The 15584-nt window shown below is 34.1% G+C and carries 16 protein-coding genes; 10 read left to right on the plus strand and 6 right to left on the minus strand.

All coding sequences use genetic code 11. The features are described 5' to 3' along the window. The first annotated feature begins 16 nt into the window (after nucleotides 1-16). Nucleotides 17-793 carry a hypothetical protein gene (locus Y7E_RS29530; protein ID WP_017151329.1) on the plus strand — a complete coding sequence of 259 codons (777 nt, stop codon included), beginning with the start codon at nucleotides 17-19 and terminating at the stop codon, nucleotides 791-793. 384 nt (nucleotides 794-1177) lie between these two features. Here Y7E_RS29530 and Y7E_RS34275 read toward each other — a convergent pair whose 3' ends face one another. Together Y7E_RS34275 and Y7E_RS0111125 are read right to left on the minus strand one after the other, a co-directional pair. Next, complete coding sequence (locus Y7E_RS34275) at nucleotides 1178-1528, minus strand: CBO0543 family protein (RefSeq protein ID WP_237741382.1); 351 nt, start codon at nucleotides 1526-1528, stop codon at nucleotides 1178-1180. A gap of 22 nt (nucleotides 1529-1550) precedes the next feature. After that, nucleotides 1551-2741: a DUF2515 domain-containing protein gene (locus Y7E_RS0111125; protein ID WP_017151331.1), complete on the minus strand. Its 1191-nt coding sequence runs from the start codon at nucleotides 2739-2741 to the stop codon at nucleotides 1551-1553. 249 nt (nucleotides 2742-2990) lie between these two features. Here Y7E_RS0111125 and Y7E_RS0111130 point away from each other — a divergent pair, with 249 nt between their 5' ends. Further along, complete coding sequence (locus Y7E_RS0111130; RefSeq protein ID WP_017151332.1) at nucleotides 2991-3380, plus strand: VOC family protein; 390 nt, start codon at nucleotides 2991-2993, stop codon at nucleotides 3378-3380. 90 nt (nucleotides 3381-3470) lie between these two features. Here the strand turns inward: Y7E_RS0111130 and Y7E_RS0111135 are convergent, their stop codons facing one another. Beyond that, a complete protein-coding gene (locus Y7E_RS0111135) occupies nucleotides 3471-4115 on the minus strand; it encodes a YczE/YyaS/YitT family protein (protein ID WP_017151333.1) in 645 nt (214 codons plus the stop codon). Nucleotides 4116-4600: 485 nt separating this feature from the next. Between Y7E_RS0111135 and pepT the strand changes: the two genes are divergently transcribed. Next, nucleotides 4601-5833: a peptidase T gene (gene pepT / locus Y7E_RS0111140; RefSeq protein ID WP_017151334.1), complete on the plus strand. Its 1233-nt coding sequence runs from the start codon at nucleotides 4601-4603 to the stop codon at nucleotides 5831-5833. A gap of 178 nt (nucleotides 5834-6011) precedes the next feature. Next, nucleotides 6012-7070 (plus strand): lactonase family protein, encoded by a 1059-nt coding sequence (locus Y7E_RS0111145; RefSeq protein ID WP_017151335.1) that lies wholly within the window; start codon nucleotides 6012-6014, stop codon nucleotides 7068-7070. Nucleotides 7071-7149: 79 nt separating this feature from the next. On the opposite strand, the gene Y7E_RS0111150 is transcribed toward Y7E_RS0111145, so the two are convergent. From Y7E_RS0111150 to Y7E_RS0111160, 3 genes are read right to left on the minus strand one after another with little or no spacing between them, the layout of a single operon-like run. Continuing rightward, nucleotides 7150-8259 carry an Ada metal-binding domain-containing protein gene (locus Y7E_RS0111150; protein WP_313771959.1) on the minus strand — a complete coding sequence of 370 codons (1110 nt, stop codon included), beginning with the start codon at nucleotides 8257-8259 and terminating at the stop codon, nucleotides 7150-7152. Nucleotides 8260-8274: 15 nt separating this feature from the next. Further along, entirely contained in the window at nucleotides 8275-8793 is a 519-nt protein-coding gene (locus Y7E_RS0111155; RefSeq protein WP_017151337.1) for a methylated-DNA--[protein]-cysteine S-methyltransferase, read from the minus strand. A 1-nt stretch (nucleotide 8794) separates the two neighbouring features. Further along, nucleotides 8795-9391 (minus strand): bifunctional transcriptional activator/DNA repair enzyme AdaA, encoded by a 597-nt coding sequence (locus tag Y7E_RS0111160; RefSeq protein ID WP_017151338.1) that lies wholly within the window; start codon nucleotides 9389-9391, stop codon nucleotides 8795-8797. A 238-nt stretch (nucleotides 9392-9629) separates the two neighbouring features. Here Y7E_RS0111160 and Y7E_RS0111165 point away from each other — a divergent pair, with 238 nt between their 5' ends. The 6 genes from Y7E_RS0111165 to Y7E_RS0111190 all read left to right on the plus strand — a co-directional run bounded on the left by Y7E_RS0111165 (nucleotide 9630) and on the right by Y7E_RS0111190 (nucleotide 15367). Beyond that, a complete protein-coding gene (locus Y7E_RS0111165) occupies nucleotides 9630-10388 on the plus strand; it encodes an exodeoxyribonuclease III (protein WP_017151339.1) in 759 nt (252 codons plus the stop codon). A 287-nt stretch (nucleotides 10389-10675) separates the two neighbouring features. Next, on the plus strand, nucleotides 10676-11644 hold the full coding sequence (locus Y7E_RS0111170; RefSeq protein WP_017151340.1) for an iron-hydroxamate ABC transporter substrate-binding protein: 969 nt from the start codon (nucleotides 10676-10678) through the stop codon (nucleotides 11642-11644). A gap of 19 nt (nucleotides 11645-11663) precedes the next feature. After that, nucleotides 11664-12671: a FecCD family ABC transporter permease gene (locus Y7E_RS0111175; RefSeq protein ID WP_017151341.1), complete on the plus strand. Its 1008-nt coding sequence runs from the start codon at nucleotides 11664-11666 to the stop codon at nucleotides 12669-12671. After that, nucleotides 12664-13686, plus strand: coding sequence for a FecCD family ABC transporter permease (locus Y7E_RS0111180; RefSeq protein WP_017151342.1), 1023 nt, complete (start codon nucleotides 12664-12666; stop codon nucleotides 13684-13686). The genes Y7E_RS0111175 and Y7E_RS0111180 overlap by 8 nt, the downstream gene beginning before the upstream one ends. 15 nt (nucleotides 13687-13701) lie before the next feature. Further along, entirely contained in the window at nucleotides 13702-14520 is an 819-nt protein-coding gene (locus Y7E_RS0111185; protein ID WP_017151343.1) for an ABC transporter ATP-binding protein, read from the plus strand. Nucleotides 14521-14545: 25 nt separating this feature from the next. Next, the gene (locus Y7E_RS0111190; RefSeq protein ID WP_017151344.1) at nucleotides 14546-15367 is read left to right on the plus strand and encodes an alpha/beta hydrolase; all 822 of its coding nucleotides are present in this window, start codon (nucleotides 14546-14548) and stop codon (nucleotides 15365-15367) included. The last annotated feature ends 217 nt before the right edge of the window (nucleotides 15368-15584 follow it).

Here is a 15584-nt window from a genome sequence, read left to right on the forward strand (position 1 = left end):
GAAAAAGGAGGTTTGTATGGAGGAGAAGGGCATAACAAAGGTTCATACTGAGGATCGTCTTGTTTTGGACTATAAGGAACAAAAAGGAGAAGGATATATATCTCCAGCTAGTGCTTTGCCGACTCATGAATTAAAGATGCTCCAAGAATACATGCATGGTGTTAATTTAAAAGTGCTAGGTGAATGCTTACCAGAGCGAAAACAAGTGATGATGCTAATGAAGTTTTTTAAGCATAAACGTTATCAACGCGTGGAAGTTTTTTCGAATCGGGGTGGGAGTAGCTTACATACAGTAGCGAAAGTAAATGAAATTGGCCGAGATTTTGTTGTGCTTACAACATTAATGGAGCGTATTTTTATCCCGTATACAGCGATTCAAAACGCGAATATTCCTTATGCAATACCGAATGTTTCTACATCTCATCAGCACTTAATATATGATGAAACTCTCCGGAAAAAATTGATGCTACAGTTCGGGAAAACCGTAGCAGAACAAGTAAATTTAAAACAACAATTTTTTGAAGAGGCTTTTATGAATCATTTGCAATTATGGGAAGGGATGTATATAAAACTATACGATCAAAAAGAGGTTTATACAGGACGAATTACAAAAGTTACGAATGAATATGTATATTTAAAGAAACGTAGCAATACACAAGTGATACGAATAAAAGATATTACTTATATGAATATCGTGCGCATTTTTACAATGTTTTCAAGCCTTGTAAGAAGAACAAAGAGAATGCTTCATCAATTAAGTAAAAAAATAAAAAATCTCATCGTAACACGATAGGAGATTTCTTCATCTTTGTTTTCGTAAGATGACGACTTTATGCTTTATAAACACTTTGTGATAAACAAGGTGTTTTTTTGTTTTAAAAAATGGTGAATTTATAATATGTAAAACCATTGAGGCATTTTTGAAAAGTATGGTGTAGAAGTGGACAGTGTTTTATTCGAAAATTAAGCAACTATGTTTTACACTATTCTAAATTCGAATGATGAAAAGGATGTTCGGCTTATTTCCTTATTGTAACTGTAAGAAAGAGAGAAATCTCTTTTTTTATGCAGATATACTCTTTTTTATCAGTTAAGAAATGCTTTGTAAATTGATAATATATAGTTCCTAAAACATTTTAGGAAATTTGTTTTTAGGTTCGTCGAACACCGTTGCTTATCATTGAAACCATCTATAAATCTTCCATATAAGGAACATGAAGAGCATATATCCGAAGAAAGAATAAGAATGATACCATTCCCCGCTATGATTGAATAACCCTAAGCTTTCAGCAATTTGTTCAGATATGCTTGCGCAAACTCCAATCAAAATGATAAACAGAATTCTTAAAAATGCAGATAACGTTTTTGTAATCTGTAAAAAGAGAGCAGTAAAGGCTGGAAGTATTAAGAATGTAAAAGCGATATTGATTGTAAATATATTGGGGAATGGTCTTACTGGAAAGTTGTACATTTGTTTGCTCACAAATAGGAAGTCTAAATATGTTCCGATGAAACAAGAAAGGATCATCGTGATTACAAACGGTAGATGATTACTCTTCTGTTTCTTCTTCTCTGAGAAGAATATTTTTTTTCGCAAGAATTGCAAGTTCAATTTTTTCAAGTGTTTTGCAATAGTCATCCTGAATCTGTCCATTTATATTGTCTCCCTTATTAATTAAATAGTCTATGATACGCCAGTCTTCAAACCAGTCGCCTTTTTCAGCTGCCTCATGTTTTAAATCCTTCCATGCATATATTAACTGAGGGCTATATAAGCGATTCGCGCCTTTTCTAAGCTGACAGTTTTTTGTTCTGCGTTTATAAAATTCTCGGGAAAATGCCTCATTTACATCAGAAAATAAATGAGGCCAGTAGTCTTTTCGTGAAGCAGTATGTGGATGATCATGAATCCAACTTATTGTTTTTGATAAGATGCTTTCATCTCGAAATAACAATGAGTACAAACGTTTACCGAGTAAAATTCGTTCATGCAATGAGGTGAAATGTGTCATAGTATTGCCCAATAGTAACGTTTTTTGTTTAGTCTCATCTTCATAGAATGGAAAAAGGATATGATTGAATCGGAAAAAGTCAAACAGTTTAAATCCCACACTATTTAGCACAGTCTTTTTAAAGTATGTATTTTGAATCACCCTTTTTTCCAAATAATTTTGTTCATTAATAATCGTTGCGATTGCTAGCGTGTATTGATTGCCCGTTCTCCAAAAATGATTCCACATTGTTTCCATAAACGTTGATACATTGAGGTGTGGTAGAAGGTGAAAGAGATTTTTATATCTTTTGACGCTTTGCTCATATAATAAAAATTGCGGATACACATCTTGGAAGATTAACCAGTTTCCTCGTTCTAAGAAAGAGAAGAAAGTAAGTTGATCTTTTTCTGACAATAGCCTTGTATATAAATCTCCTTTTAAATCTGTCATATTCCAGCCACCGTTACGTGATACTATATGGCCAAGGAGTGCCCACTGTATTTCAGGGTACCAAAAGTAAAACTGATAATAAGCACGTGTTCTCGTTACATTATTTTTGTTAAGTTGTTTTGTTCGCTCTTTAATTTCATGAATTAGCATTTTTTCTTCTTTCGTTAACTTACATGTTTTAATAGGAATTTGTTTGAGTTTGCTTTTTTTCTTTAACTCATTTTTTACATCTAAAAGAGAAAGCGGGATTAATTTGGAAGATCCGTTCCATTTTCTTTTTCGATCGTTTTCATACATTGTGTTTCCTCCCGTTAACATGAATTTCAAAAAATAGTTTAATAGAACGGTTATCATCATTTTATTACGCACATTTTGAATAAATGTGAACTGTTTTTTTAGGTCATAAACAGTGTAATGTTTTTTACGATAAGCCCGATTAAACTTTTGTACTACTGCATCTTCATACGAATGAGGGATTTAATAAATGTTGGACTTCTTTATATTAGTAGTTAAGGATGTAATGTGGCTTTATAGGGAGGGAAATGTATGAAGAATTGGGTTCAACTTAGAATTGCACGCCCGACAGATAAATTTGAAGAAGTTATCGTATTTTATGAAGAAGGATTAGGTTTAAAACGGATAGGTGAGTTTCATAATCATGAAGGGTATGATGGAGTTATGTTTGGATTACCTGATGCAGAATACCATCTAGAGTTTACAAGACATGTGGATGGCAGTCCATGCCCAGCTCCAACAAAAGATAATCTACTTGTATTTTATATGACTCAGAGAGCCGAAATTGAAAAAGTAGCTAACAGGTTACATACAATGGGGCACCATGAAGTTGAGCCAGAAAATCCATACTGGAAAGAAAAAGGGATTACAATAGAAGATCCTGATGGATGGAGAATTGTACTTATGCATAAAGAGAAATAAAAGTAGTATATTCATAAAAAAAGAGTCTGTTTTGATGATAATCTCTTCAAAATAGACTCCGATATTTTTTGTAAACGAAGATTTATATGTTTATAAATTTGCGCTAACCGGGTCTTTCTTTTTCCTCTCTAAATTATTTAAAAACATTTGAAATGCTTTAAATGATTGCTGAAATATTGGACTTTGGATAAAAGTATATAAGAATGTCACGATAAAAACAGGACCTCCTAGAATATATCCAATTACTAACACAATACTTTCCACAATGATTCTAGCACGACTTACAGATAATCCAGTTTTATCCGAGATGGCAAGCATAAATCCATCTCGTGGTCCTGCACCAATTCCCGCAGCAACATACATACCGCCTCCAATCCCTGTAATTATAATTCCAGCCAGTAAAATAAGAAGATTTATCCACAAATAATGAGTGGCTTGAGGAAGAACGTTCAGTCGTAAGAAAAAGTCCATAATAGGACCGATTAGTAGTGCATTTAAGAATGTCCCTACGTTTATGTACCTTGGATCTACTACTAAAGAAACAAGAACGAGAAATAAACCGCATATTACACTCCATGTACCAATTGTCCATCCGAATCGTTGAAATAATGCCATATTTAGAACTTCCCATGGATGCAAACCAAGGAATTTAACCTTCACCGCAATAGCGTTACCGAGTCCAAAGAAAGTTAGTCCTAAGAAAAAAAGAAAATACCGAAAGAGTGTGAGCCCCATTTTGAATCCCCCTAGTATTGTATATAATTATGTATGTTACATATTAAAATTCAATTATACAAATATTTTGTCTTTTTTATAAAAATAAATAACTTCAGTTTTTATGTGTGTTTAATAATCAAAAAAAGGAACTATTTTTATCCCGCATTAACAGGCAGTAATACTCCCATCTCAAAATTCGGCGAAAGCAAAGAAGTTAGGTGAGAGATAAACTGCCCGTAAAAGCCCGATTGGTGAGGGCTAATAATCAGTGGGGGATGGAGAACCCCCCACTGATTAAAGTTTCACTTTATTCTTATGGGCTGTTACTATTTTAAGAAGAATACATATATTTTTATGCTTTAACTAAGGAAGAGCATGCATTTTTATGTGGACAAAATACGAAATGTAACAGAAAAAACGATATGGTTACAGTTAAAAACTTTAAAAAATTTCACCATGAGGATTATAATAAAGAGAGATTCATGAAAAAGGAGTGAAATGATTTGAAACAAGAGCTTATAGAAAGATTTACAAGATATGTGAAGATAGATACACAATCAAATGAAGAAAGTCATACAGTGCCATCAACACCGGGACAAATTGAATTTGGAAAATTATTAGTTGAAGAATTAAAACAAATTGGTTTGACAGAAGTAACGATGGATGAAAATGGATATGTCATGGCAACACTTCCTGCAAATACGGATAAAGATGTTCCTGTAATTGGATTTTTAGCTCACTTAGATACAGCAACTGATTTTACAGGGAAGAATGTGAAACCACAAATTCATGAGAATTTTGATGGTAAGGCAATTACGTTGAATAAAGAATTAAATGTAATTTTAACGCCAGAGTTATTTCCAGAATTACAATCATATAAAGGTCATACTTTAATTACAACTGATGGAACAACACTTCTTGGTGCAGATGATAAAGCAGGTCTTACAGAAATTATGACTGCTATGAATTATTTATTACATAACCCACAAATTAAACACGGGAAGATTAGAGTAGCATTTACGCCTGATGAAGAAATCGGTCGTGGACCATCTCATTTTGATGTGAAAGCTTTTGGAGCGTCTTTTGCTTACACAATGGACGGAGGTCCACTTGGGGGACTAGAGTATGAGAGTTTCAATGCTGCAAGTGCAAAGCTTACTTTTAAAGGAAATAATACGCATCCTGGAACAGCAAAAAATAAAATGCTCAATGCAAGTAAATTAGCGATGGAATTTCATGGGGAATTACCAGGAGAAGAAGCGCCAGAATATACAGAGGGATATGAAGGATTCTATCATCTTATTTCTATAAATGGTGATGTTGAGCAAAGTAAAGCACATTACATTATTCGAGATTTTGATCGTGAAAATTTTGGAGCCCGTAAAGATAAGATCAAAAGTATTACAAAGCAAATGCAAGAAAAGTATGGTGAAGAAAATATAATTCTTGAGATGAATGATCAGTATTACAATATGCTTGAGAAAATTGAACCGGTCAGGGAAATTGTTGATATTGCATATGAGGCGATGAAAAACCTAGATATTGAACCAAACATTCAACCAATCCGTGGGGGAACGGATGGATCTCAATTATCATATATGGGCTTGCCAACGCCAAACATTTTTACTGGTGGAGAAAACTATCACGGTAAATTTGAATACGTTTCTGTAGATAACATGGAAAAGGCTGTTCAGGTTATTATAGAAATAGCACGATTATTTGAAGAGCAATCATAAAAAAGAAATCCAGGTAGTGAAAAAATGCTGCCTGGATTTCTTTTCGTTGAATTTTAAAATTTTACTTTGTCAGTGATATACTTATTTATAAGTATATCAGGTATTTTCGCTTTCGCACCATATAATTCTTGCATCGATTTTTCATACATAATTTATATGTGAAAGGGGCATAAATGTTATGAATAAGGATGAATTTCTCGGATATATAGGCACGTATACAAAAGGAAATAGTAAAGGGATTTATAGATTTGTGCTTGATATAAAAGCAGGGACGATTAAGGATATAAAAGTAGTAGCGAATATAGGAAGCCCTACTTATTTATCTATTAGTCACGATAATCAGTACCTTTATTCCGTTGTAAGAAAAGATCAATCAGGGGGAGTTGCCGCTTTTTCAATTAACAGTGAAACAAAAAATCTTGACATAATAAATATGCAAATTTCAGATGGGCCATCACCTTGTCACCTGAGTATAAAGCAAGAAGAGATTGCAGTAGTTATGGCTAATTATCATAAAGGAACAATTGAATCCTATATAATAAATAAAGAACAGGGAAGTATAAATCCTGTAACATCAATTGTTCAACATAGCGGTTCTGGTCCGAATAAAGAGCGACAAGAAAAGTCGCATGCTCATTATGCAGGTTTTACGCCGGATCAGAAATATGTGGTAGCGATTGATTTAGGAATAGATAAATTGATTACATATAAAGAAAGTGACGGGAAACTAACAGAGGTTCATAGCTTATCTGTCAATCCAGGAAGTGGACCAAGGCATCTTGCGTTTCATCCAAGTGGAAAATATGCTTACGTAATGACTGAGCTTAGTTCTGAAGTTATTGTTTTAACATACGATGAACAAAATGGTAGCTTTGAAGTCATACAGTATATCTCTACATTGCCTAAAAAATATAGTGAAAGTAATTCTGGAAGTGCGATTCATATTACTTCTGATGGACGCTTTGTGTACGCAGCAAACAGAGGACATAATAGTATTTCTATCTTTCGTGTGAATCAGGACTCGGGGAAGCTTACTTTTGTTGAAACTGTATCGACAGAAGGGGATTGGCCACGAGATTTTGCTTTAGACCCAACTGAAAAATTCGTTGTTGTTTCAAATGAAAAATCTAGTAACCTTGTTTTATTTTTAAGAAATAAATCTACAGGAAAATTAACACTTTTACAATCGGATGTAATTGTGCCAGACCCAGTATGTATAAAGTTTTTACATGATTGATTAGAGCTAGTTTATAATATGAATAATAGATAGGTTTTACCTATTGAAATGAAACCTATCTATTATTGTGCTTAAGAATTTAATATAGGACTCGCCATAAATAAAAAGTCGCATAGGATTCCCAATCCTTCCATGCTGAAGCGTACTCTCTTATTTCTTTTTTTGATGGTTTATTCTCTGATCCTGTTAAAAGTTTAATCACATTATGCAGGCCAACATCATCAATTGGAAAAGCAGAAGGGCATCTTAAACAACGCATTAAAACATAATTTGCTGTCCATGGTCCGATACCACGTATGTCAGTTAAGGTTTTTTCAGCATTTTTTAGGTCGATTTGTATGAATGCCTCTTTATTTAGGCTACCTGTTGTAATGAGTTTTGCGACGTCAATAAGGTATTCGCATTTCCTCGTAGTCATTTTTAATTTTGTTAGATCCTCTACTGTTAGGTTTGCAATGACCTCTGGTGATGGGAATATCCAATATTTTCGTCCATCCCACTCTATATATTCACCGAATGATTCAACAAATCGCCTTTTTAACGTATAGGCAAATGTGAGATTAATTTGTTGACCGAGAATACCCCAGCATAGCGCCTCAAATAAATCAGGAATTCCCATATTGCGTAGTCCGTAATATTCTTTGATTGGTTTAGAAAGAAGTACATCGTTTTTTGCTATAGCGTAAAATGGAGTTAAATCCGTATCTAAATCGAACCATTCTCTTACATATCTCGCTACTGTAGCACGAACCCATTTTTTTAAAGGAGCTCTATCTCCTAAAAAGCGGATATGGATGTTTCCTTCAGCATCTATGCTTGTCTCGATTAAAGGATTTACTCCTTCAATCGGAACTACTCTATAAATTTTGTTATTTTCAATGTGGAACATACATTCATTTTTGGAACGTGAAAGATAGTGCAAATTCTGTTTAAAGCTAAATTCTTTCGGAACAATTAATTTTATGTTTTCACCATAATCTTTCCAGGCTCCATATGGAAGACCAGAACAACAATTTTTACAAGGCTGGTAACCAGTTCGTTCAGCTTCTTTTCTAGATTTTAATTCTATATTGTTTTTTGTAGAGCGTTTTTGTTTACAATAAGGAAAACAGTAGATTTTCGTTGTTTTTTCACCTATAAAATATGGAGCATCCCATTCAAAAGGACTTCTAGTATTCTTCATTTGCAACCTCCTCCAGTATTTCTAGTGCTTTTTTTCTAGTGTCAATAATTCTCTTTTCATTTCTAAACCACCTCTAAACCCAGTTAACTTTCCATTCTTTCCAATTACACGGTGACAAGGGATTGTAATTAATAGAGGATTTGCACCAATCGCGGTACTAACAGCACGTACTGATTTTGGTTTTTGAATAAGCTTTGCAATATCTGAGTAGGAATAGGTTTTCCCATACGGAATTTCACGTAATGCATTCCAAACAGTTAATTGGAAAGGAGTTCCGTGAACATCAACAGGACATGTAAATACTTCACGTTGATTTTTTAGGTATTCTACTAGTTCTTGAACATATGGCTGTAGCTTTAGGGGATCTTGGACTAAAGTATGTTTCGGAAAATGTTTTTTCGTCCAAGTTGTTAATTCTTCAAAAGTTTGATTTTGAGATCCTATAAAGCATAATCCTGTTGATGTTGCGGCAATATACATATGCCAATTTTCATGAACAAATAGCGTCCAATATATAATTTGATTTGTTTTAGATTTCATACTATTGTACCTCGTTTATATGATTCATTTTTCGATATTCAGTAGGGGTATACCCCGTTTTTCTTTTAAACAATGTTGCAAAATGTGCAGTGTTGGGTATACCGACAGCAAACCCGATTTCCATAATTGTTTGATTTGTATCTGTAAGATATTGCATTGCTTTAGTGATCCTTATTTGTTGTATATATTCTAGTGGAGTGATACCTTTCATTCTCTTAAAAGTACGCTGTAAATGATAGGGACTGCCGTGACACATATCGGCAAGTATTTCGAGAGTTAATGGTTGGCGATAATTGTTATCAATGTACTTTATAATTTGTGTTACCCAATCTTCATCAGGTAACTTTAGTCCATTTGGTTTACAACGTTTGCATGGACGAAATTTTTCGGATAATGCTTGCTGTGCATTGAGAAAAATGCGGACATTGTTTTTGTTAGGTGTTCTAGATTTACATGATGGGCGGCAAAAAATACCTGTTGTTTTTACAGCGTAAAAAAACTTGTCATCATAAGAAGAATCGTTGTGTATAATTGCTTGCCAGCGTTCATCCGTCAAATTATTTACACTTGTTTCTAATCGTAATCTCTCATTTTGCATGGAATCACCTCCGAAATTAGTATACCCTGAAACAAGTACGTATGTACGTATTTATGAATGTAAGAGCAAGATTACAAAGATGAAAAATGATAGTCTTTTTATCATTTTAACCGAGAAGACCCCTTCTTCTAAATGGAGTGAAGGTGGGGGAGTTCAATATGTGTTAGCATGTAAGTAGAAAATAAAAATATGGGACAAGTATTGTATAATGCTATGACATCAAGAGGAGGAACAAAAAGTGAAATTTATTTCGTGGAATGTAAATGGCTTACGAGCGGTTATTGCAAAAGGCGGTTTCATAGAATACTTAGAAGAAACGGATGCGGATATTTTTTGTTTACAGGAAATTAAATTGCAGAGTGGGCAAATCAATCTAAATCCTAAGGGGTACCATGTGTATTGGAATTATGCTGTGAAAAAAGGTTATTCAGGAACTGCTATTTTTACAAAAAAAGAACCACTTTCTGTTACATATGGTTTAGGAATTGAAGAGCATGATCAAGAAGGAAGATTAATCACATTAGAATTTGAAAAATTTTATATGCTAACGCTCTATACACCGAATGCTAAACGGGGGTTAGAACGTTTAGATTATCGAATGAAATGGGAGGATGCCTTCTTATCTTATATTAAGCAATTAGATAAACAAAAGCCTGTTATTTTTTGTGGTGATCTGAATGTGGCACATAAAGAAATCGATTTAAAAAATCCAAAAACAAATCGAAAAAACCCAGGATTTTCTGATCAGGAAAGAGAAAAATTTACTCGGATTTTAGATGAAGGATTTATCGATACATATCGTTATTTATACCCCGATCAAGAAGGGGCTTATTCATGGTGGTCATATCGTATGAATGCAAGAGCGAAAAACATTGGTTGGCGTTTGGATTATTTCGTCGTCTCTGAAAGATTAAAAAATCAAATTGTTGATGCGAAAATTAATAGTGAGGTAATGGGATCAGATCATTGCCCTGTGGAATTGAATATGGAATTTTAGAAAAATAAAGAAGTCGTATTTATCTTGGATGAAGGATAGATACGACTTTTTTATTTATTTTGTTAAAATTTTTCAAATCATTCTTGAAATAATTGACTTATAAATATATAATTAGTAACGATAATCATTATCATTTGATGAGGGTAGCAGATAATTTGGTATTAGGGGAAGTGAAGTGAATGGGCTTTAATTTCAAATAAATGTATTGTAAGGGGATACATAAAAAGTTTAGTTCAATAAACTACTATATTTAAAGATTGCAAATTTGGAGAGGAGCATTTATAGACATGAATAAGAAGTTATTTACACTAGGGATGGTTACAGTATTAAGCGTAGGTCTTGCAGCATGTAACAGTGCAGATAAAAGTTCAGGAGAACAAAAACAAGAATCAAAAGCAACTGAAACAAAGAAGGATGAAAAACAAAAAATCACATATTTAGGAAAAGAATATACAGTTCCTGCAAAAGTATCAAAAATTGTAACTGCTAGCTTAGAATCTATGGAAGATGCAGCTGTGCTTGGTATTAAGCCAGTAGGAGCAATTACAGTAGGTGGAAAATTACCTGGGTATTTAGCAAAAGATTTAGAAGGTGCAAAATCTATTGGTGAGAAAATGCAACCGAATTTTGAAACATTACTTCAATTAAAACCAGATGTAATTACATCTAGTTCGAAATTCCCGCCAGAGGCAGCTGAGAAATTCACGAAGGTAGCTCCAACATTCCCAGTTTCACATATTTCTACAAATTGGGAAGATAACTTAAAGTTAATGGGCGAACTATCTGGTAAAAAAGATAAAGCTGAAAAAATTATTAAGGATTATAAGAATGATGCTGCAAAAGCAAAAGAAGAAATTGGAGATAAATTAAAAGATAAAAAGGTTCTTGTAGTAAGACTAAGAGCTAGTAACTTGTACCTATATCCAGAAGGAGTATACTTCAATCCTGTTATTTATAAAGATTTAGGATTAACTGTTCCAGAGCAAATTAAAACTGTAAAAGCACAAGAAGCAATCTCTTTAGAAAAATTAGCTGAAATCAATCCAGATTATGTCTTCTTGCAATTTGAAGCAAGTGAGAATAAAGATAAACCACAAGTATTGGAAGAGTTACAAAGCAATCCAATTTGGCAAAGTATGGCAGCTGCAAAAGACAAAAAAGTATTTGTAAATGCTGTTGATCCAATGGCACAAGGTGGTACTGCTTGGAGTAAAACAGCCTTCTTAAAAGAAGCGGTGAAAAATTTATCTAAATAAGTAAGGTGCGTTGAATGATATGCGGAAAATAAATTCAGTACCAATGATAATTTTATGTTTAGCACCCGTATTGATATTACTGACGATTATGCTATCTATTTTATATGGGGCAAAAAATATTGATTTTGAAACAGCTTGGAATGCACTGTTTCATTTTGACTCAGGGAATGTAAATCATAATATTATTATTACTTCTCGTTTACCGAGAGTAGTTGGAGCTCTATTAGTAGGAGCATTTCTAGCCATATCAGGAGCACTTATGCAGGGGATGACAAGAAACTATCTTGCATCCCCTTCTATTATGGGTGTGACAGATGGCTCTGCATTTGTAATTACAATTTGTATGGTATTTCTTCCGGGAATGTCTTCAGTAGGTATGATTTTATGTTCTATGCTTGGATCAGCATTAGGAGCCGGAATTGTTTTTGGTTTTGGTTCATTACTTCGAAATGGATTATCACCAGTCAGGTTGGCGATTATAGGAACTGTTATAGGTACATTTTTAAGTAGTATTTCAGCTGCAATTGCTTCCTATTTTCAAGTTTCGCAAAATATTAGTCTTTGGTATAACGCAAAATTACATCAAGTGGATCCGAATATACTAAAGTTAGCCATTCCTTTTGGTTTAGTGGGTGTTATTCTGGCGCTTCTTATCTCAAAATCTATTACGATTCTTTCGTTAGGAGAAGAGGTTTCTATTAATTTAGGACAACGTACAAAGCTTGTAAAAGCTACTGCAATTATAGCTGTTGTATTTTTAACTGGGACTGCGGTTGCATTAGTTGGGAAAATTGGTTTTGTAGGACTAATTATTCCTCATATTACTCGCTTTTTAATTGGGGTAGATTATAAATGGATTGTACCGTGTGCTGGTGTAATTGGCGGGGTTTTTTTAGCTTTATGTGATGTATTAAGTAGATTTGTAAATTATCCATTTGAAACACCAATAGGAGTCGTTACGTCATTAATTGGAATTCCTTTCTTCCTTTACTTAATTAGAACAAGAGGAGGAGAGAAGCATGCTTAGAGGCTCACTGCAACGTTATGTAATGACAATGAGTATTATCATTTTTTTAATTTTGAGTGCAATTTATATTAGTTTAACAAATGGCACGTTTGATATTACGATTACAGATGTATTTCGAACAATCTTTCGAATTGATCCAGTGCCTGAACATGATTTAGTTATATTTGATTTCAGGCTTCCGAGAATAATAATTGCAGGGTTAGTAGGATTAGGTCTTGGAATTGCAGGTGCTGTTATTCAAGGGGTTACAAGAAACGGTTTAGCTGATCCTGGTATTTTAGGAATTAATGCAGGAGCGGGAACTGCAATCGTTATCTTTATGTTTTTCTTCCAAGGACAAATAAAAAGCACAGATTGGATTTCAATCATGATGATGCCGTTGTTTGGCTTAGTCGGCGGGCTAGGAGCTGCTATATTAATTTATATGTTTTCTTGGCGAAATGGAAGATTAGATTCGCAACGTCTTTTGCTAACAGGGATTGCGATAGGTTCAGGATTTGGAGCATTTTCTATGTATGTATCATTGAAAATGAAAGCAACTGACTTTGAAATGGCCGCTGTTTGGGTTTCGGGAAGTATATATAATGCAAACTGGAAATATATTATTGCGATGTTGCCGTGGCTTATTATCTTAATTCCAATTATCAAAAGAAAAGCGTATCTGCTCGACTTATTTCAATTGGAAGAGACGAGTATCACAAGTTTAGGAGTTTCGGTAGAAAGAGAAAAATCTATTTTATTATTAAGTAGTATTGGATTAGTGAGCGCTTGTGTTTCTGTTTCAGGAAGTATTGGATTTATTGGGCTAATGGCGCCGCATATTGCGAAACGTCTAGTTGGTATTCAGCATAAGCATGTAATTCCTGTATGCGGAGCAATTGGAATGCTACTTGTGATTGCTTCGGATTTTATAGCGAAAACAATTTTTACACCTGTGGAGTTGCCAGTTGGAATTGTCATTTCAATTGTTGGTGTACCATATTTCTTATATTTGCTATACAAAGCGAAGGCGTAAAAGGAGTGATAGGAAGTGAGTGTTCTAAGTGCAAAGGATTTAGAAACAAGCTACGAAAAATTCACGGTATTTCGTGATTTGAATGTAGAGATACAAGAAGGTAAAGTAACGACGATTATTGGACCGAATGGGTGCGGGAAATCTACATTATTAAAAACAATGGGACGGATTTTAAAGCAAAAAAGTGGAAAAGTGTATTTGCAAGGACAAGATTTAAATACGATTTCTACAAAACAAATCGCAAAGCAGCTAGCTTTACTTCCGCAAAATCCAATTGCTCCAGGGGAACTGAAGGTAGAAGAGTTGATTTCTTACGGGCGATATCCACACCGTAATAATGTAAATAAAATATCATCTAAAGACAAAGAAATTATTGAATGGGCGATGGATATTACAAAAACGACAGCTTTTCGCAAACGCCAAATTGCAAATTTATCGGGTGGACAAAGACAAAAAGTATGGTTAGCCATGGCGTTAGCGCAAGAAACGGAAGTATTATTATTAGATGAGCCAACTACATATCTTGATATGTCCCATCAATTAGAAGTACTGCAAATCGTTGAACGATTAAACAGAGACCATAAATGTACGGTTGCTATGGTTTTACATGATATTAATCATGCAGCACGATTTTCAGATGAGATTATCGCAATGAAAGAAGGGAAAATCATTACAAGCGGGAGCCCGGTAGATATTATTACCAATGAAGTATTAAAAAGTGTGTTTCATATTGATGCACGCGTCATGATAGATCCGTATAATGGGTCTCCTGTATGTTTTGGTTATGACAGTGTATTCCAAGAAGAAAATACGGAAATATATGTAACTAGTTAAAATGATAAAAGGAGGGGAGAATGCCATGAATACGAATATTGAAAAAAAAGATGTTACCATTTCAGGTGCAGAGCAATGGAAGGTGCATTCGAAAACAGAGAATCGTGAATATCAAATTTATATTTCGATGCCAAAGCAACCTGCTCCAGACTCTGGATATCCCGTTATATATGTATTGGATGGAAATGCATTTTTCCAAACGTTTCAAGAGGCTATTAAAATTCAATCGGTAAGAGCAGAAAAAACAGGAGTTGCACCATCTATTATTGTTGGTATTGGTTATCCGATAGAAGGAACCTTTGCAGCTTCTGAAAGATGCTATGACTTTACTCCTTCCTCACCTTCAGGTGATGCACCACCAAAACCTGATGGAAAACCGTGGCCTAAGTCAGGAGGGGCAAGTGAGTTTTTAGAATTTATTCAAAATGAATTGAAGCCGCAAGTTGAAAAGAATTTTGAGATTGATAAAGAAAGACAAACAATATTTGGGCATTCACTTGGTGGATTATTTGCTTTACATGTATTGTTTACAAATATAAATGCTTTTCAAAATTATTTCATCAGTAGCCCGTCGATTTGGTGGAACAACCAGTCTGTCCTTGATAAGGAAGCAGTGTTTATAAATGAACTGAATAGAGCGAACTCTGAAGTTGGAGTCTTTCTTACGGTGGGAGGACTAGAAAGAGAACATATGGTTCGAGATGCCAATGCATTATCAGAGCGTTTGTTGAAGTTACAACATAATAAGCTTCGATTTGTATTTTATGAAGCTGAAGGAGAGAACCATGCATCGGTGGTACCAACAACTTTGAGTAGAGCGCTAAGGTTTATAAGTAACGGATGCTAGAATAACCAAGAAAGGGATTTGAAAATTAACTGTACCCTATAGACGAGACATTTGAAATAGTCTACTCTATAGGGTCTTTTTTGTTTGATAGGATAGGCAAATTATATATTTGGCTAAATAGTTGTGAATAAAAATTAGCGTCTAGTCTTTAACTAGTAGTTAGGGATATTTTATAGTAATGGTAAAATGTAGTACAATACATATATTGTTTATTCGC

The organism is Bacillus bingmayongensis (assembly GCF_000299035.1).
Taxonomy (GTDB): Bacteria; Bacillota; Bacilli; order Bacillales; family Bacillaceae_G; genus Bacillus_A; species Bacillus_A bingmayongensis.